The sequence below is a fragment of the Streptococcus sanguinis genome, assembly GCA_013378335.1.
GTDB lineage: Bacteria > Bacillota > Bacilli > Lactobacillales > Streptococcaceae > Streptococcus > Streptococcus sanguinis_I.
In genome coordinates, this window is sequence record CP040556.1 from 614,016 (window position 1) to 630,604 (window position 16,589).

17 protein-coding genes are annotated in these 16,589 nt (G+C 44.5%); 15 read left to right on the plus strand and 2 right to left on the minus strand.

The window, feature by feature from the left end; translation table 11 throughout:
- The first annotated feature begins 105 nt into the window (after positions 1–105).
- From FFV08_03240 to FFV08_03285, 10 genes are all read left to right on the plus strand, one after another.
- Positions 106–3,207, plus strand: a complete 3,102-nt coding sequence (locus FFV08_03240; protein QLB51760.1) for an ATP-dependent helicase — start codon at positions 106–108, stop codon at positions 3,205–3,207.
- A 54-nt stretch (positions 3,208–3,261) separates the two neighbouring features.
- A complete protein-coding gene (locus tag FFV08_03245; GenBank protein QLB51761.1) occupies positions 3,262–3,921 on the plus strand; it encodes a cystathionine gamma-synthase in 660 nt (219 codons plus the stop codon).
- A 280-nt stretch (positions 3,922–4,201) separates the two neighbouring features.
- A complete protein-coding gene (locus tag FFV08_03250) occupies positions 4,202–5,536 on the plus strand; it encodes a UDP-N-acetylmuramate--L-alanine ligase (protein QLB51762.1) in 1,335 nt (444 codons plus the stop codon).
- Between the two features lie 11 nt (positions 5,537–5,547).
- Positions 5,548–6,060 carry a GNAT family N-acetyltransferase gene (locus tag FFV08_03255; GenBank protein QLB51763.1) on the plus strand — a complete coding sequence of 171 codons (513 nt, stop codon included), beginning with the start codon at positions 5,548–5,550 and terminating at the stop codon, positions 6,058–6,060.
- Complete coding sequence (locus tag FFV08_03260) at positions 6,060–6,575, plus strand: GNAT family N-acetyltransferase (GenBank protein ID QLB51764.1); 516 nt, start codon at positions 6,060–6,062, stop codon at positions 6,573–6,575. Before FFV08_03255 ends, FFV08_03260 begins: the two co-directional genes overlap by 1 nt.
- Positions 6,576–6,625: 50 nt before the next feature.
- Positions 6,626–8,122 carry an endolytic transglycosylase MltG gene (gene mltG, locus FFV08_03265; GenBank protein ID QLB51765.1) on the plus strand — a complete coding sequence of 499 codons (1,497 nt, stop codon included), beginning with the start codon at positions 6,626–6,628 and terminating at the stop codon, positions 8,120–8,122.
- Positions 8,123–8,267: 145 nt separating this feature from the next.
- Complete coding sequence (gene greA / locus FFV08_03270; GenBank protein ID QLB51766.1) at positions 8,268–8,750, plus strand: transcription elongation factor GreA; 483 nt, start codon at positions 8,268–8,270, stop codon at positions 8,748–8,750.
- A gap of 155 nt (positions 8,751–8,905) precedes the next feature.
- Positions 8,906–9,526 carry a GTP pyrophosphokinase family protein gene (locus FFV08_03275; protein ID QLB51767.1) on the plus strand — a complete coding sequence of 207 codons (621 nt, stop codon included), beginning with the start codon at positions 8,906–8,908 and terminating at the stop codon, positions 9,524–9,526.
- Between the two features lies 1 nt (position 9,527).
- Entirely contained in the window at positions 9,528–10,232 is a 705-nt protein-coding gene (locus FFV08_03280; protein QLB51768.1) for a response regulator transcription factor, read from the plus strand.
- Positions 10,216–11,451 (plus strand): HAMP domain-containing histidine kinase, encoded by a 1,236-nt coding sequence (locus FFV08_03285; GenBank protein QLB51769.1) that lies wholly within the window; start codon positions 10,216–10,218, stop codon positions 11,449–11,451. The genes FFV08_03280 and FFV08_03285 overlap by 17 nt, the downstream gene beginning before the upstream one ends.
- Before the next feature lie 116 nt (positions 11,452–11,567).
- On the opposite strand, the gene yidC is transcribed toward FFV08_03285, so the two are convergent.
- A complete protein-coding gene (yidC, locus tag FFV08_03290; GenBank protein ID QLB51770.1) occupies positions 11,568–12,491 on the minus strand; it encodes a membrane protein insertase YidC in 924 nt (307 codons plus the stop codon).
- Positions 12,492–12,575: 84 nt separating this feature from the next.
- Positions 12,576–12,854, minus strand: coding sequence for an acylphosphatase (locus tag FFV08_03295; protein QLB51771.1), 279 nt, complete (start codon positions 12,852–12,854; stop codon positions 12,576–12,578).
- Positions 12,855–12,938: 84 nt separating this feature from the next.
- On the opposite strand from FFV08_03295, the gene FFV08_03300 reads away from it, so the two are divergent.
- The 5 genes from FFV08_03300 (at position 12,939) to FFV08_03320 (ending at position 16,584) form a co-directional block, all read left to right on the plus strand.
- The gene (locus tag FFV08_03300; GenBank protein QLB51772.1) at positions 12,939–13,679 is read left to right on the plus strand and encodes an RNA methyltransferase; all 741 of its coding nucleotides are present in this window, start codon (positions 12,939–12,941) and stop codon (positions 13,677–13,679) included.
- Positions 13,680–13,723: 44 nt separating this feature from the next.
- The gene (locus FFV08_03305; GenBank protein QLB51773.1) at positions 13,724–14,215 is read left to right on the plus strand and encodes an HAD family hydrolase; all 492 of its coding nucleotides are present in this window, start codon (positions 13,724–13,726) and stop codon (positions 14,213–14,215) included.
- Positions 14,216–14,240: 25 nt separating this feature from the next.
- Complete coding sequence (locus FFV08_03310; protein ID QLB51774.1) at positions 14,241–14,924, plus strand: Bax inhibitor-1/YccA family protein; 684 nt, start codon at positions 14,241–14,243, stop codon at positions 14,922–14,924.
- A 104-nt stretch (positions 14,925–15,028) separates the two neighbouring features.
- Positions 15,029–16,279 (plus strand): diaminopimelate decarboxylase, encoded by a 1,251-nt coding sequence (locus FFV08_03315; GenBank protein ID QLB51775.1) that lies wholly within the window; start codon positions 15,029–15,031, stop codon positions 16,277–16,279.
- 56 nt (positions 16,280–16,335) lie between these two features.
- Positions 16,336–16,584: a YneF family protein gene (locus FFV08_03320; protein QLB51776.1), complete on the plus strand. Its 249-nt coding sequence runs from the start codon at positions 16,336–16,338 to the stop codon at positions 16,582–16,584.
- Positions 16,585–16,589: the final 5 nt, after the last annotated feature.

A 16,589-nucleotide genomic window follows, 5' to 3' on the forward strand; every position in this document is an offset into this window, starting at 1 on the left:
CAAACATACGTTTATATGTAAAAATGAAAGTAAGCATAAGAGCTTGCTTTTCTTTTTTATGTCGAAAGTATGGTATAATGGTGAGATAAATGTAAGGTGGTAATTATGGCAAAATTAATTCCTGGTAAGATTCGGACAGAAGGAATTGCTCTGGTTGAAAACAATAAGGTAGTAATCCTTGAGGTCAGTGATTCTCTTTTATATGCTCGTGTAGACGAGTGTAATTTGCGCTATAGCTTGGATGATGATGTCATCTTTTGTTATTGTGACTTTTTCCAGAAGAAAAAATATTGTGCCCATCTGGCAGCCTTGGAGTATTATCTGAAAAATGCCCCATCGGGAAAAGATGTGCTAAAGAGTATGGAAGAAGAGGAGTTGACCAGTCAGGAGACCCAAGAGCTGGTTTCTTTCGGAAGCTTGTTCTTGGATAAGGTCTTGCCGGAGAAATCCGATCAACAGGTTCGTTATGAGCTTTCAGCTACTGGTCAAGAAGATTCTTATACAGGACAGTTTCTCTGGAGTCTCCGGATCAGTCGCTTGCCGGACGAACGCTCTTATGTTGTCCGAGATGTTCTTTCCTTCCTTCGGACCTTGGAAAAGGGCGGGCATTATCAGATTGGTAAGAGTTACTATGAGGCTATTCATTTGGAGGATTTTGATGAAGCCAGTCAAGATTTGCTCGTTTTCCTGCAGGGGCTAGTTCTCGACTATCAGGGGCAAGATTCCTCTTTGGTTTTCCCAAATGCTGGGCGCAATCTTTTCTTCCCAGCCAGCATCTTTGAAGAGGGAGTTATCTTCCTGATGAATCTGTCTTCTTTCCGCTTAGAGTACAGCCTTTACGATTACAGTGAAGTCTTTTTCCAAGATTTACATGAAGAGGCAGAAGTTTATACTTTCCAAGTGGAAGAGCATGAAGAGCATTTTGAGCTAGTCATTGCTGAGAAGAATTATAAGATGCTTTATGATGGCCAGTTTATCTTTTATGGAGATACTTTCTACCAGCTAAATCCTCAGCAGATTAGACTGATGAAGGCTTTACGGGAGCTGCCTATAGAGCATGATCGGTTGAAGCGCCTGCAATTCGACTTGTCAGAGAGAACAAAGCTGGCTTCCAGTTTGTCTGAATTTAAAAAGGTTGGCCGGGTAGAAGCACCTGAAAGTATGATGATTCATGACTTTACAGCCAAGTTTGACTTTGACATCGGTCCTGACAAGCGTCTGATTTTGGACACTGTCTTTGACTATGGAGACAGGAAAGTGACCACTCGCAAAGACTTGGAACGTCTCCCTTTTGCGGGTAATTTTGAGCATGAGCAGCAAGTCTTTAAGCAAATGCTGCAGGCAGGTTTTGTGGCAGACTTTTACAGTCAGCGACCGCCTCTGAAGCCAGAAGAAATTTATCATTTCTTCTCAGAAGTCATTCCCAACTTTGAGGCTTTGGGCCATGTCAGCATGACAGAAGAGTTAGAGGCGCTGGCACAGACAGAAAGTCCAAGGATCTCTGTCAAGATGAAGGGCGGTCTCTTGGATGTTGGTTTTGATTTTGCCGGCATTGAGCAGTCAGAGATAGACGCAGTGCTTGATTCGCTCTTTAAGGAGCAGGACTTCTTTATCAGTAAGTCTGGGCAAGTCTTGATTTTCGATGAGGAGACCAAGGAGATGAGTCGGACTTTGCAGCAGCTGCGGAGCAAGCGAACAAAAAATGGCTTCATTCAGACCAGCAGTCTGGCGGCTTATCAGTTGGATGAATTTTTCAAGGGCAAGGATAGGGTACAGTTTTCAAAAGATGTGCAGCAACTGGCCTTTGACCTGACTCACCCAGAGGAATTCTCTCTTCCCAAGCTGCAAGTCAAGGCTGACCTTCGGGATTACCAAGAGACGGGTGTCAAGTGGTTATCTATGTTGGATAAGTATGGATTTGGTGGAATTCTGGCTGACGATATGGGACTAGGGAAGACCCTGCAGACGATTTCTTTTCTGAGTTCGCGTATAGATGACTCTAAGAAAGTCTTAATCTTGGCGCCATCCAGCTTGATTTACAACTGGAGCGATGAGTTTGCTAAATTTGCTCCGCATCTGGATGTGGCGGTGGTGTATGGTCTGAAAAATGTTCGTGATGAGCTGATTGCGGAGAAGCATCAGATTACCATTACTAGCTATGCTTCTTTCAGGCAGGATGTAGAAGAATACCAGGACAATCACTTCCAGTATTTGATTTTGGATGAGGCTCAGGTGATGAAAAATGACCAGACCAAGATTGCCCAGTATTTGCGGGATTTTGAAGTGGAGCATACCTACGCCCTTTCTGGGACGCCGATTGAGAATAATCTGGGAGAACTTTGGTCTATTTTCCAAATTGTCATGCCAGGACTTTTGCCAAGCAAAAAGGAATTTTTAAAACTGCCGGCTGAGAAAGTCGCCCGTTATATCAAGCCATTTGTCATGCGGCGCAAGAAAGAAGATGTGCTGCAGGAATTGCCTGATTTGATTGAAGTTGCTTATCGCAATGAATTGGCAGATAGTCAGAAGACTATCTATCTGGCTCTGCTCAAGCAGATGCAGGACAGAATCGTCCATGCGACAGAAGATGAAATCAACCGCAGCAAGATAGAGATTCTGTCAGGACTGATGCGCCTCCGCCAGATCTGTGACACTCCGAAGCTGTTTATGGAAGATTACGAGGGCGAGAGCGGTAAGCTGGAAAGTTTGCGGGAATTACTTGAACAGATACAAGATGGTAATCGTCGTGTCCTCATATTTTCACAATTTCGTGGTATGCTGGATATTATCGAGAGTGAGCTGGACAAGATGGGCATGGAGTCCTTTAAGATTACTGGCTCTACTCCGGCCAAGGAGCGTCAGGACATGACAACAGCCTTCAATGAGGGCCAGCGTTCAGCCTTTCTAATCTCCCTCAAGGCTGGAGGTGTCGGTCTCAATCTGACTGGTGCAGACACAGTTATCTTGGTCGACCTCTGGTGGAATCCAGCGGTTGAGGCCCAGGCCATCGGCCGTGCCCACCGTATCGGTCAGGAGCGCAATGTCGAAGTCTATCGGATGATTACACGGGGCACGATTGAGGAGAAGATACAGGAGCTGCAGGAGAGCAAGCGCAATCTGGTTTCGACTATTCTTGACGGAGCAGAAGCCAAATCCAGTCTCTCTGTGGAGGAAATTCGAGAAATTCTGGGAATTTCAGCAGAATAGCTTGAAAAATAGCCTGAATAGTTTATAATAATGAAGGGTTGAAAGGAAAAAGATATGACTGATAAACAATTTCCTCTGGTGTCAGATGATGAAATCATGCTGACGGAAATGCCGCATATGAATCTTTATGATGAACTGGATCTCATTAGCAACATTACCGGAGACTATACAGACCGTAATTATTTGGAATGGATGCCGATTGTGGACTCCAGCAGGCATGCTCCCATCGCTGCCAGCCAGGCTATCAGAAGACCGCTGCAAAAGCAATCTGCTTTCAAGGATTTTAAAAAGCCGATTGATAAGAAAGATCCGGCCATTCGTTATGCTGAGCAGGCACGCGAGGAAGCTCGGGCAGATTTGAAAAAGAAGCGTTCAGCTCCTTATCTGACCAGCGACCTTCCGACTAAGGTCCGCAGCAGAAAGCTTCCAACAGCTTCCAATGCGGAAAGACCTAAGCCAACAGCCCCTTTTCAAAAGAATACATCGGGCGAGTTTACGAAGTTTGGCGACAGGCTTCAGCAGGATAACTATATTTTGGCGGATATTCAGCCTGAGTATAGCCCTCAGCCAAAGGAGTCGGAAGAAAAGCCTAAGAAGAACAATTATGATTTTTTAAAAACCAGTCAGATCTATAATCAGGATAGAGCTAAGGAGGAGCAGTTGAAGCATTCCAAGGCTCAAGAGCTGAACTTGACAGGCTTGGACAGCGATTAAAGCTGGCTTGCTTGAGACTTTTCTGCCTGCAGTTTTCTGATGTATAAAGGAAATTGCTAGTTGATTATGTAAATGTAAAATTTATCTGCATATAACATCCATCATCGGTTGAAGAAGACCGATGTTAGAAGCTGGGACTTATTGATTGGTCCGGCTTCTTTGGTGTTTTGATGGTGCCCAAAAGCTTGTACATAAAGAAAATCCCTGCGATCTGATTAGGGTCTGCGGAGATTTTCCTCTTTTGACTTGCTTTTATGGCCCTGTATCTTAAGGAGTAATCATGACGAAAATCTATCATTTTATCGGGATTAAGGGCTCTGGTATGAGCGCTTTGGCTTTGATGCTGCACCAGATGGGCCATAAGGTTCAGGGCAGTGACGTTGATAAATATTATTTCACTCAGCGCGGTTTGGAGCAGGCTGGCATTTCCATCCTGCCTTTTGATGAAAAGAATATCCAGCCAGACTTCGAAATCATTGCTGGCAATGCCTTTCGTCCAGATAACAATGTAGAAATTGCCTATGCAGACGCAAACGGAATTGGCTATAAACGCTACCATGAATTTTTAGGTGGCTTTATGCGTGACTTTGTCAGCTTGGGAGTGGCTGGTGCCCACGGGAAGACCTCTACAACGGGTATTCTCTCCCATGTTCTCTCCAATATCACGGATACTAGCTATCTAATTGGGGATGGTACAGGTCGCGGATCTGCCAATGCCAAGTACTTTGTCTTTGAGTCAGACGAGTACGAGCGTCATTTCATGCCTTATCATCCGGAATATTCGATCATTACCAATATCGACTTTGACCATCCGGATTATTTCACGAGCCTGGAAGATGTCTTTAACGCTTTCAATGACTATGCTAAGCAGATTACCAAAGGACTCTTCATTTATGGAGAAGATGAGCAATTGCGCCGGATTACGTCCAATGCCCCGATTTACTACTATGGCTTCAAGGAAGAGGGCAATGACTTTGTCGCTCACGACCTCTTGCGTTCTACCAGCGGATCAGGCTTTAAAGTTTCTTTCCGCGGGCAAGAGCTGGGTGAGTTCCAGATTCCAAGCTTTGGCCGTCACAACATTATGAATGCGACAGCAGTAATCGGCCTCTTGTATACGGCAGGTCTTGATTTGAATCTAGTTCGGGAACATCTCAAGACTTTTGGCGGAGTTAAGCGCCGCTTTACAGAGAAAATTGTCAACGAAACAGTTATCATTGATGACTTTGCTCACCATCCAACGGAAATTATCGCAACTCTGGATGCAGCTCGTCAGAAGTATCCAAGCAAGGAAATCGTGGCAATCTTCCAGCCGCACACCTTCACTCGGACCATTGCTCTCTTGGACGAATTTGCGGAAGCCCTCAATCAGGCTGACTCAGTCTATTTAGCTCAAATTTACGGATCTGCGCGTGAGGTGGACAATGGCGATGTTAAGGTTGAAGATTTGGCTGAAAAGATTGTGAAGCGGGCCAAGGTCATTGACGTGGATAATGTTTCTCCGCTTCTTGACCACGATAATGCTGTTTATGTCTTTATGGGAGCTGGAGACATCCAGACCTATGAATATTCCTTTGAACGTCTCCTGTCCAATCTGACAAGCAACGTTCAGTAGGAGGAGACTTGATGGAAGCACCGATTCGAATCAGACAGGCTGACTTGAGCGACTGGGAAGAAATTTTTGCAATTGAGCAGCTGAATTTTCCAGCAGAAGAAGCAGCCAGTTCAGAAGTTCTCAAAGAGCGGATTGAGCAGATTGCTGATACTTTTTTGCTAACAGAGCTGCATGGTCAGCTTGCAGGCTATATTGTTGGACCAGCTGTTCAGGTGCGATATTTGACAGATGACCTCTTTAGCAAGGTGGGTGCTAATCCTCCAGAAGGTGGCTTCATTGCTGTCCAAAGTCTGTCCGTCCATCCTGATTTTCAGAGGCAGGGGGTCGGAACCTTGTTGCTTGCAGCTCTCAAGGAGACAGCTGTTCAGCAAAATCGACAGGGCATTAGCCTAACCTGTCATGATGAGCTGATACCTTATTATGAGATGAATGGTTTCGTCCACGAAGGGATTTCTGACTCAACTCATGGCGGGGCTGTTTGGTCTGATATGGTGTGGGAAAATCCCAATTTTAAGGAGAAGTGATGATTATCCGTCAAGCTCAATTGGCTGACTTAGATGCCATTTATGCTATCGAATTGGAAAATTTCAGTCCAGAAGAGGCTGTTAGCCGCGAAAGTCTAGCAGCACATATCCAAACCCTATCTTCGACTTTTTTGGTAGCAGAAAAGGATGGTAAGGTTCTGGGCTATCTGGAGGGACCTGTCCGTCCAGAACGTTATTTAAATGATATTTCCTTTACAGAGGAGATTGAAGATTATGGTCATCTGGACGGTGGCTTTATCTCTCTGACCAGCCTTTCTATCTCTAAGGATGCTCAGGGGATGGGGGTTGGCCGCAAGCTACTGGAAGCCATGAAAGAAATTGCTATAGCAGATGAACGCCACGGCATCAATCTGACCTGTCACGACTATCTCACCGCTTACTACGAGAAGCATGACTTTGTAAATGAAGGTTTGTCAAAATCAACTTACGCAGGCGCTACTTGGTTTGACATGGTCTGGGAAAATCCTAGACTCAAACTGCAAAAAAACCAATAATAAGCTAGAAAATCCTACTCTTATTGCATTTATCTGACTTTTAAGATATAATGTTAGGGATTATGATGAAGGAGGTCAAATTTTTGACTGAAAAATCACAAGACAAAGAGAAGAATCTGAGCTTTAAAGAGCAGATTTTGAAAGACTTAGCTGGAGAAAAGGAAGAACAAACTCCCTCTTCAACTAGCCAGTCAGAAGCGGACTCTGCTTCTGCAAAAGAAACAGCAGCTGCGGAGGACTTTGAAGCTAGACCGGCTTCGGTAGATGTTTCCTACAAGGTTGCAGAGAATGAAAAGGCTCACCCTCAGGTCTATGGCCGAGTGGATGAGGAAGATAAGAAACCTAATGAGGTCTTATCTCGGGCTAATCGGGCCAACAATACGGTCAAGAAAAAACGTCAAAACACATTAGCCCGCAGGATTATGACAACTGTTCTGCTGATTGTCCTGCTGGGACTTGTGGTCACAGGAGTTGTCGGCTATACTTATGTATCTTCAGCTCTTAAACCTATTGATGCAAACGCAACAGAGTATGTGACGGTTGAAGTACCAGAAGGCTCAAGCTCTAAGCAGATTGGAGAAATCCTTGAGAAAAAGGGGCTGATTAAAAATGCCCAAGTTTTTAGTCTCTATTCCAAGATTAAAAGCTTTAACAATTATCAGTCTGGCTATTACAATCTCCAGAAGAGCATGGACCTAGATACCATTGCTCGGCAGCTTCAGGAAGGTGGAACAGATACACCGCAACCACCAGTTGTTGGTAAGGTTACTATTCCTGAAGGCTATACACTGGAGCAGATTGCAGAGGCTGTAACGGTTAATGCAGCTGCAACTTCTAAAAAGACTAGTAAGACACCTTTTAGCAAGGACGATTTCCTAGCTAAGGTGCAGGACGAAGCTTTCATTTCCAAGATGGTGGCTAAATATCCACAGCTGCTGGGCACATTGCCAAGCAAGGACAGCGGAGTCAAGTATCGCTTAGAAGGTTATCTCTTCCCTGCCACTTATAACTATGGTGAGGATGCGGATCTGGAAAGCTTGATTGACCAGATGTTGGGCGCTATGAATACCAATCTGTCTTCTTATTACTCTACTATCGAAGCGAAGAACCTAACGGTTAATGAAGTTCTGACACTTGCTTCTCTGGTGGAAAAAGAAGGTTCAACAGACCAGGACCGCAAAGATATTGCCAGCGTCTTTTATAATCGTCTCAATCAAGCGATGCCGCTTCAGAGTAATATCGCTATCCTTTATGCTCAAGGCAAGCTAGGAAAGAAAACGACTTTGAAAGAGGACGCCGAGATTGATACCAATATTGACTCGCCTTTCAATGTCTATAAAAAAGAAGGGCTTATGCCTGGGCCAGTTGCTAGTCCAAGCCTGTCAGCTCTGGAAGCTACCATTAATCCAAGTAAGACGGACTACCTCTACTTTGTGGCAAATGTTGAAACAGGCGCTGTTTACTTCGCCAATACTTATGAAGAACACGCTAAAAATGTTGAGGAGCATGTCAACAGCAAGCTCACTCAATCCAGCAGCACTGATTAAAATGCTGTTATTGCAGACGATAGAAAGCTAGCGCAGCTAGTTCTAGCTTTCTTAGTCCTGCTATATAAAAAAGGGACTGATACAGACTTGTCTCAGCCTCTTGTTTTAGTTTTAAAATAAAAGAAAATAAAAGAAAAGAGAAAAAATGGCTGAAAAAACTTATCCTATGACCCTAGAGGAAAAGGAAAAACTAGAAAAAGAATTAGAAGAATTGAAATTGGTGCGTCGTCCAGAAGTGGTAGAACGTATCAAGATTGCCCGCTCATACGGCGATTTGTCAGAAAACAGTGAATACGAAGCTGCTAAGGACGAACAGGCTTTTGTGGAAGGTCAGATTTCTAGTCTGGAAACCAAGATCCGCTACGCTGAGATTGTAAACAGTGACGCTGTAGCCAAGGACGAGGTAGCTATCGGAAAAACAGTTACCATCCAAGAAGTAGGCGAAAGCGAAGAGGAAGTTTACATTATCGTTGGTTCTGCTGGTGCAGATGCATTCGCAGGCAAGATATCTAATGAAAGCCCGATTGGACAAGCTTTGATTGGCAAGAAAATAGGCGATACTGCAACAGTCGAAACACCGGTTGGCAGCTACGACGTTAAAATTCTCAAGGTTGAAAAAACCGTTTAATAAACACCAAAAGGAACTGGTTAGAAGACTGGTTCTTTTTTTTCGTTTCTTTTAAGACAGAGAGTGTAGGCTAGATAAGAAGAGCAGGGAAAAAATAGCGAAAAGACAGATGGTTATGCTATAATGAGAATAAGCTAGAAAAGTAGGAGAACTGTATGCAAGAGCAAGATATTTATGGGAAATATGGTGTCTACCTGCCCAAGATTTTAGATAATCTTAGTCAGCGTATTCAAGAGGCTAATGATCGAGTCAAGCAGGAAACAGGGCAGAAGCTTTTTGAGCATTTTAATGCACGGGTAAAGCAGGCAGCCAGTATGGAAGAGAAATGTCAACGCAAGAATCTGCCTAGGGCGCCAGAGTCTGCCCTGAAAGAAATTCGTGATGCGATTGGGATTCGGATTGTTTGCGGTTTTATCGAGGACATCTATCAGACGATTGAGGTGCTTCGTCAGCTGGAGGGCTGTGAGATTGTTCTGGAAAAGGACTATATCCGAGCAGCCAAGCCTAATGGGTATCGTTCTTACCACTTGATATTAGAGGTGGAGACTCCTTATGAGGACTGTTTGGGACAGACTCCGGGCCATTATTTTGTAGAAATCCAGCTTCGGACCATTGCTATGGATTCTTGGGCCAGCTTAGAGCATCAGATGAAGTACAAGCATGAGATTAAAGACAGCAAGCGGATTGTCCGCGAGCTGAAACGCTGTGCAGATGAGTTGGCTTCCTGTGATGTGACCATGCAGACCATCCGCAATTTGATTCGAGAAAGTGAGTGAGATGATGAAGATTTTATTAGCAGAAGATGAGCAGCAGCTGTCCCGTGTCTTGGAAACAGCTATGACCCATGAAGGCTATCAGGTCGATACCGCTTTTGATGGGCAGGAGGCTGTTGACTTGGCCAAGGAAAATGCTTATGATTTGATGATTTTGGATATCATGATGCCGGTCAAGACAGGCATTGAAGCATTGAAAGAAATCCGCCAAACCGGCAATACGACCCATGTCATCATGCTGACAGCTATGTCAGAGGTGGATGACAAGGTCACAGGGCTGGATGCCGGTGCAGATGATTATCTGACCAAGCCCTTCTCTCTGAAAGAGCTTCTAGCTCGCCTGCGGTCTATGTCCAGACGAGTAGCGACGTTCACCCCCAATTTGCTGCAGATTGGCCAAACGAGTCTCAATGTCGGAGAACACGAGCTTATTAGCTCCAACTCCATCCGCCTAGCCGGTAAGGAATCTAGAATGATGGAATTTCTCATGCTTAATGCCCAGAAGAGTCTTTCTACTCAGGAAATCTTCCGCCATGTTTGGTCCAAAGACGAGGATGAGGATTTGGACGAAGGCTTCGTCTGGATTTATATTTCCTATTTGCGTCAGAAGCTGAAGGCTGTTCATGCTGATCTTGCTATCTTGGGTGAGGAAGGCGGCAGTTTCACTCTGGTGCCGCTAGAAGGAGATGGCCATGTTTCGGAAGCTTAAAATTCGGTTCATTCTGCTGGCTTCGGCGGCTATTGTCTGTATTTTGCTGACCATGATTGCTGTCTTAAACTCCGTTCGCTTTCTGCAGACCAACGGAGAAATCCAAGCCGTTCTCAATATTCTATCTGCCAATAATGGAGATTTTCCCAGCGTAGAAGAAACTGCAGAGGGCTTGCAAAACGACCGTATCACCATTGACACGATCTTCCAATACCGCTATTTTAGCGTGGTCTATAACGAAGACAAAACAGTTTACTCCTCTAACTTGGACAATCTTTCCAATCTATCTAAGGAGCAGGCGCTCAGCTACGCTAACAAAGTGATTAAGGACAGCCGCAGCAATGGGGTTTTTAAGGTAGGCAGTCAGTTTTATTCCTACCAGATAACGCAGGATTCCAAGACCAAGCGCTATTTACTGGTGGTCTTAGATTCGACTAATTATCTCGAAAGCCGCAATGACTTTTTCTGGCTGTCTATCCAGTTAAGCTTCTATAGCTTTATTTTCTTTGTCTTAGTCGTGTCTGGATTTTCCAACTTTGCCATCCGTCCCTATATCAAAAACTATGAAAACCAAAAGCGTTTCATTACCAATGCGGGACATGAACTGAAGACACCATTGGCAATCATCTCAGCCAATACGGAGCTGCAAGAGCTGATGACTGGCGAAAATGAATGGATAGAAAGCACCAAGGACCAGGTCAAGCGTCTCAGTAATCTAATCAATCAAATGGTCGTTCTGGCCCGTCTGGAAGAGCAGCCAGATGTTACCTTGGTAGATGTGAATTTCTCAGAAGTTGTCAAAAAAGTAGCAGGAAACTTCAGGTCTGTCGTCGAGAAGGCAGGCAAGAAGTACGAGATCAAGCTGCAGGAAGATATCCATGTTATGGCAACTGAAGATGAACTTTATGAATTGGTTAGTATCCTGATTGACAATGCCTGCAAGTATTGTGATGAAGATGGGCAAATTTTTGTCACCCTGACCAAGGCTAAGCGGGGGAAACGAGCTCGTCTGACGGTAGCCAATAGTTACGCGGACGGCAAAAATGTTGATTACAGTCGTTTCTTTGACCGTTTCTATCGCGAGGACGAATCGCACAATCAGAAGCAGCCTGGCTACGGAATTGGCCTATCCATGGCAGAAAGTCTGGTTCGGATTTTCAAGGGCAGAATTGGGGTTTCATATAAGAAAGGCTTGATTGGCTTTACCGTTTTATTGTGATAGAGTCACCTCGTTCATCAGTTATTGCTTTGTTTGCTGAGTTTTTTGTATCGGTTACGCCGATTCTTACTCGAGATTAAAAAAATTCTCCTAGCTAATACTAGAAGAATTTTTGTTTATCTTGACCGTTGCTTACCAGCATTGCGGTTCTTTTTCTTTTTGTTCTTTTGCTCAATAGCCGGCTGAGCTTTTGGAGTAACATCTTTAGCCCGGCTAGCTTTTTTCAAACCTTTAGGAGGATTTTTTTCAAATTCCTCTGCTACCTGTTTTTTCAGGCGAGGTCGAATGATATAGTTGATGATAAATTGCTGGATGATTTGGATAAATCCACCGACTACCCAGTAGAGAGTAACTGCGGCAGGTGAGAAGAATGAGAAACCAACAATCATGATAGGGCTCATATAAGAAGCCTGTTTCATGCTGTTTCTTTGAGTTTCATCTTCAATACCATGCAGAGAGAGCACTGACTGGATATAGTAGAGGACACCGACAATGGCGGTCAAAGCCCAATCGCTTTTGCCTAAATCGTTAATCCAGAGGAAGGAGCTGCCTGCAACTCCTAGAGTATACTGGGCTGCAAAGAAGAGGGCTGAGAAGAAAGGCATTTGGATGAGCAGAGGCAGACAACCTATACCGCCAAATATGCTGAGTCCATTTTCTTTTTGAGCAGCCATCAGTTCTTGCTGAGCCTGTATTTTCTCTTCCTGAGTCTCAGCATTTTTGATTCGCTCTTGGATTGGGGCAAAAATCGGCTTAAAGTAGTTCATCTTTTCAGACTGAAGCGTCGCCTTCCAAGACTGATAGATTCCCAGCGGCAGAATGATAATCCGCACGATGAGCGTAACGATGATAATCGCCAGACCATAACCCAGGCCTAAATTCTTGGCGAAAAAATGAATGCCATCCGCCATAGGCTGACCAATCACGTCCCAGATCAGACCAGAAGGATTGCCAGCCTTGTCGCGGCCCACACAGCCAGACAGGAAAAGAAGCGCAGCCAGTCCCATACCAGAGAATAAAAAGCGTTTGAAATGTTTCACGAATTCATATCCTTTGTTTCTAAAAAATAATAATACCTATCTATTCTACTGTTTTTTTGCAAAATATACAATAGTTCTGCAGACCTAATTTGAAATTTTAAAGTCAGGATAGGAGTCGAAATTAGCCATGGTCACATCTAAATAACTGACTTTAGAAAAAGGTGTCGGTCCTTTGCGGATTTCCTGGATAAATTTGGCCATCAGAGCTGGGTCATCAGCTTGAGCCAGAATGCCAACAGTACCGTCATCGTTGTTCCAGACCCGGCCAGTAATACCTCCGATTTCCAGCGCTAGAGAATAGACTCCCCAGCGGAAACCAACCCCTTGTACCCGTCCTTGGGCTATCATTTTTACTTTCTGCATGGTGTCCTCCTTTAGTGAGCGGACCGAGGGGATTTAAGCCCTCAGTATGAGTGCAAGTCTGCTAAATTGTGGTATAATGTTCTTATGAATATTATAACCTCAAAAGCCAATAATGTGGTAAAAAAAGCTAAAAAACTTCATAACAAAAAATACCGCAAGGACTCTTATTTGATTGAGGGCTGGCATTTATTTGAGGAAGCTGTCAGCAGCGGGGCAGAGCTGATTCGGATTTTTGCTTTAGCGGAATACGCAGAGCGATTAGCTGATTTTTCTCAGGTAATCTTTGTCAGTCCAGAGATTTTAGCAGATTTGGCTGATAGTAAGACGCCACAGGGCATTGTCGCGGAAGTGGCTTTTGAAAGGGAAGAAATACCTGCGGAGTTAAGTGGACGCTATCTTTTCTTGGAGGACGTTCAGGATCCAGGTAATGTCGGCACTATCATTCGGACTGCGGATGCAGCTGGGTTTGACGGGGTTTTCATCTCTCGTTTGTCAGCAGATATCTATAACCTAAAAACGTTGCGCTCTATGCAGGGGAGCCATTTTCACATGCCAGTTTATCGGTTGGATACAGCGGATTTTATTCGGCTGGCTCAGTCTTCCAGTCTGCCAATTCTGGCGTCGACCTTGTCGTCAACATCTATCGATTACAGAAAGGTGGGTAGCAAAAAGAGCTTTGCCCTAGTCATGGGCAATGAGGGGCAGGGGATTAGTCCAGAAATGACGGCAGCAGCTGATCTTCTGGTCCATATTTCCATGAAGGGACAGGCAGAAAGTCTCAATGTTGCTGTCGCTGCTGGTATTTTAATCTTTCATTTAAGCTAAAAATCAGAAAAAGAGATATAATAGTTGGCAAGGGAGGTGATTCTATGCTTTACAAAAAGGACGAGGAATTTATGGCCTATGTTGGGCACTTGATTGAAAAGCCCAGTGTGCAGCGCCTGAAAGAAATTCCCCATCATATTCATTCCAATAGACTTGAACATTCCATCAATGTAAGTTATACTAGTTACAGAATTGCCAAAAAATTTGGCTGGAATGCCCGCAGCACAGCACGCGGTGCCCTGCTTCATGACTTATTCTACTATGATTGGCGTGTAACCAAGTTTAAGAAGAGTCATGCTTGGGTTCATCCGAGGCTGGCAGTTCGCAATGCTCGTAAGATTACCAAGCTCAATAAAGTCGAAGAGGACATTATCATCAAGCATATGTGGGGCCTGACCTTGGCACCGCCTCGCTACAAAGAATCATTCGTTGTGACCATGGTGGACAAGTATTGGGCCGTCAAAGAAGCGACGGCACCTTGGAGACGCAAGGGTGGTAATCGCAAGCTCTTTCATCGAAAGATGCTGAAACCGTAAATGTTTTATTATAAAAGGAGTAACTATGAATCATTCTATTATTCAAGATCAATCAGATATTAATTCTTTCTATGCTAAGATTTATTCTATTGTTGGCGTCGGTATCGGAATCTCAGCAATCGTATCTCTCTCGATGCTGACCCTCTTTCAGGACATTATTACCTCTGTTCTGACAGGCTCCACTTGGATTTTCTATGCGGCTATTGCAGTTGAGTTTATCCTTGTTTTGGTAGCTTATGGGGCAGCTCGGAGCAACAGTCCAGCAGCGCTGCCAATGTTTTTAGGCTACTCAGCCATCAATGGCTTTACCTTAAGTATTATCATGGCGCTGTATCTTCAGTCAACCGTTCTCTTAGCCTTTGTAACAACGACCGTTATGTTCTTTGCTATGGGCTTTATCGGCAAGGTGACTAAAAAGGATCTATCTGGAATAGGGAAAGCTTGTATGGCTGGTTTGATTGGTATTATCGCTGCCAGCATCCTCAATATCTTCTTGGGAAGCAGTGGCTTGGACTTTATTATCAGTATCGTTGGCGTCCTTATTTTCTCAGGACTCATCGCTTGGGACAATCAGAAGATCCGCTATGTCTATGAGCAAACCAATGGCAATCCAGGAAATGGCTGGGCAATTTCTCTGGCTCTGCATCTGTATCTGGACTTCATTAATCTCTTCCTCAGCTTGCTGCGTATTTTTGGAAGAAACAAATAACTAAGTTAAATATGACTTAAGCATTGGACGTTTGCTCCAGTGCTTTTTGTTTCTCCTATGGATTTATGGTATAATAAATCCAGCAAATAGAAAGTGAGAATAGTATGAAAACTCCTTTTGTCAGTCGTGAAAAGCTAGCTGAGATTACGGCGCAGTTTCCAACACCTTTCCATCTTTATGATGAGAAGGGGATTCGGGAAAGAGCGCGTGCCCTGCATGAGGCCTTTTCTTGGAATCCAGGCTTTAAAGAGTATTTTGCCGTCAAGGCCACTCCCAATCCTGCTATTTTAAAAATCCTCAAAGAAGAAGGCTGCGGGGTGGACTGTGCCAGCTATGTCGAGCTGCTCATGAGCCAAAAGCTGGGCTTTGCTGGACAGGATATCATGTTTTCGTCCAATAACACACCGGCCGAGGAATTTCAGTTTGCGCGTGACCTTGGAGCGACTGTCAATCTGGATGCCTATGAAGATGTAGCTTTTCTAAAGGAAGCCGCTGGTATTCCCAAGGTCATTTCCTGTCGTTACAACCCTGGCGGTGTCTTTGAGCTGGGAACCAGCATCATGGATAATCCTGAAGAAGCCAAGTTTGGTATGACCAAGGACCAGCTGATTCAAGCTTTCAAAGAGCTCAAGGAGTTGGGAGCTGAGAAGTTTGGGATTCATGCCCTCTTGGCCTCTAATACTGTCAGCAATGACTACTACCCCGAACTGGCCCGTCAGCTTTTTGAGCTGGCTGTGGAAGTAGTGGCTGAGACAGGAGTTGAGTTGGACTTTATCAATCTCTCTGGTGGAGTCGGCATTAATTATCAGCCTGAAGGCGAGGAAAATGACATTGCGGTCATCGGTCAAGGAGTTCGTCAGGCCTATGAAGCTATTCTGACACCTGCTGGTCTAGGACAGGTAAAGATTTATACGGAGCTGGGCCGCTTCATGCTGGCGCCTTATGGCCTACTTGTCACTAAAGTTACCCATAAGAAGCAGACCTACCGAACCTATCTGGGAGTGGATGCCTCTGCGGTCAATCTGTTGCGTCCTGCCATGTACGGTTCTTATCACCACATTACCAATATGGATCGACCCGAGGGTGAGACAGAGGTTGTGGATGTTGTCGGCAGTCTTTGTGAGAATAACGACAAATTCGCCATTAATCGCTCGCTGCCTGTCAGCCAAATTGGCGATACACTGGTGATTCACGATACGGGTGCTCATGGTTTCTCTATGGGTTATCAGTACAATGCCAAGCTCCGCTCCAGCGAAATTCTCTTGGAACAAGATGGCAATGTTCGCATGATTCGTCGGGCTGAAAAACCAGAAGATTATTTTGCGACACTATATGGCTTTGATTTTGAAAAATAGAGAAAATTTGATATAATGAAGAGCAATGTAAAAATGGAAATAGAGGAGTTCTCGATATGAATTTAGTTTTAGCAATTTTCTTGATTATGGCAGCATTTGCTTTAGGCGTGATTTTGGGTATGTATCTGCTTCGTCGGCAGGTAGAGAAGGAATTTGCAGAAAATCCGCGTTTGAATGTAGAAGCAGTTCGGACCTTGCTGAGCGCTAGCGGTCAACGGCCCAATGAAGCGAAAGTGCAGCAAGTCTATCGTCAAATTATCAGCCAGCAGAAAGCTGCGCTTGCTAAGAGCAAAAAGAAAAAATAATTTTC

Coding starts and splice junctions, on each gene's coding strand:
- FFV08_03300 (QLB51772.1), top strand. CDS start 12,939: ATGAATATTATAACCTCAAAAGCCAATAATGTGGTAAAAAAAGCTAAA.
- FFV08_03320 (QLB51776.1), top strand. CDS start 16,336: ATGAATTTAGTTTTAGCAATTTTCTTGATTATGGCAGCATTTGCTTTA.
- FFV08_03275 (QLB51767.1), top strand. CDS start 8,906: ATGCAAGAGCAAGATATTTATGGGAAATATGGTGTCTACCTGCCCAAG.
- mltG (QLB51765.1), top strand. CDS start 6,626: ATGTTAGGGATTATGATGAAGGAGGTCAAATTTTTGACTGAAAAATCA.
- FFV08_03315 (QLB51775.1), top strand. CDS start 15,029: ATGAAAACTCCTTTTGTCAGTCGTGAAAAGCTAGCTGAGATTACGGCG.
- FFV08_03295 (QLB51771.1), bottom strand. CDS start 12,854: ATGCAGAAAGTAAAAATGATAGCCCAAGGACGGGTACAAGGGGTTGGT.
- FFV08_03250 (QLB51762.1), top strand. CDS start 4,202: ATGACGAAAATCTATCATTTTATCGGGATTAAGGGCTCTGGTATGAGC.
- FFV08_03305 (QLB51773.1), top strand. CDS start 13,724: ATGCTTTACAAAAAGGACGAGGAATTTATGGCCTATGTTGGGCACTTG.
- FFV08_03260 (QLB51764.1), top strand. CDS start 6,060: ATGATTATCCGTCAAGCTCAATTGGCTGACTTAGATGCCATTTATGCT.
- FFV08_03310 (QLB51774.1), top strand. CDS start 14,241: ATGAATCATTCTATTATTCAAGATCAATCAGATATTAATTCTTTCTAT.
- greA (QLB51766.1), top strand. CDS start 8,268: ATGGCTGAAAAAACTTATCCTATGACCCTAGAGGAAAAGGAAAAACTA.
- FFV08_03245 (QLB51761.1), top strand. CDS start 3,262: ATGACTGATAAACAATTTCCTCTGGTGTCAGATGATGAAATCATGCTG.
- FFV08_03255 (QLB51763.1), top strand. CDS start 5,548: ATGGAAGCACCGATTCGAATCAGACAGGCTGACTTGAGCGACTGGGAA.
- FFV08_03285 (QLB51769.1), top strand. CDS start 10,216: ATGTTTCGGAAGCTTAAAATTCGGTTCATTCTGCTGGCTTCGGCGGCT.
- FFV08_03280 (QLB51768.1), top strand. CDS start 9,528: ATGATGAAGATTTTATTAGCAGAAGATGAGCAGCAGCTGTCCCGTGTC.
- FFV08_03240 (QLB51760.1), top strand. CDS start 106: ATGGCAAAATTAATTCCTGGTAAGATTCGGACAGAAGGAATTGCTCTG.